General features: G+C 69.5%; 1 protein-coding gene. It reads left to right on the top strand.

Going from position 1 to position 1,077, the window contains the following annotated elements:
- Positions 1-94: 94 nt before the first annotated feature.
- On the top strand, positions 95-1,077 hold a 983-nt coding region (locus tag AB0F44_RS30335; RefSeq protein ID WP_357361101.1), incomplete at its 3' end, for a SulP family inorganic anion transporter.

Here is a 1,077-nt window from a genome sequence, read left to right as displayed (position 1 = left end):
CTCTCCGCGAGCGCGACCATGTGCCGGCGGATCTCCTCGCCGGGCGCGTAGCGCCAGCGCGGGACGTACCCGACCTCCTCCAGCATCGGCATGTATGTTCGGGCTCAGTCGGATCGCGCGCGCCGCGCTGGGTATCGCGCCCGTCGTGGTGCACGCGATGCTCGCCGGCATCGGCGTGGTGATCGCGCTACAGCAGGTGCACGTCCTGCTCGGCGGAACGACAGTCAGCTCACCCTGGGCGAGCATCGTCGAGCTCCCGCGGCAGGTGATGTCGGTGCAGAAGGGTGATCTGTTCATCGGGCTGCTCGTGATCGCCGTGTTGATCGGATGGCAGTACCTGCCGCGCCGCGTACGGGTGGTGCCCGGCCCGCTGGTCGCGGTGGTGGCGGCGACCGTGGTATCGCTGGTGCTGCCGGTGACCGTGGAACGGGTGCGCCTGGACGGCTCGCTGCTCGACGGCATCGGGTTGCCCGCGTTGCCCCACGGCGGGTGGCTGCCGCTCGCGCTCACCATGCTCACCATCGCCCTCATCGCCAGCGTGGAGACATTGCTCTCGGCTGTCGCGGTCGACAAATTGCGCCCCGACCAGCGCACCGACTTCGACCGGGAACTGCTCGGTCAGGGCGCGGCGAACATGGTCTCCGGTGTACTCGGCGGTCTGCCGATCGCGGCGGTCATCGTGCGCAGCATCACCAACGCCAACGCGGGCGCGCGCAGCAGGGCGGCCACCGTGCTGCACGGTGGCTGGATCCTGGTGTTCGCGATCGCTCTGGTCGGCCTGGTCCGTCAGATCCCGACGGCGGCGCTGGCCGCGCTGCTGGTGCTGATCGGGGTGCAGCTGGTGAAACTGGCGCACATCAAGCGTGCCCGCCGCAACGGCGACATCTACGTCTACCTGGTCACCGTGATCGCCGTCGTCGCGCTGAACCTGTTGCAGGGCATGGTGATCGGACTGGTCGCCTCGTTCGCACTACTGCTGTGGCGGGTCGTGAAGTTCACCATCACCGCGGCGCCGCGCGCCGACGGGACCTGGCTGGTGCGCATCGCGGGCACCTGTACCTTCCTGGCCGCTCCCCG

The organism is Nocardioides sp. NPDC023903, from assembly GCF_040639295.1.
GTDB lineage: Bacteria > Actinomycetota > Actinomycetes > Propionibacteriales > Nocardioidaceae > Nocardioides.
Note: the sequence above shows the minus strand (reverse complement) of the source record. Positions and strands in the feature narration are given on the sequence as shown.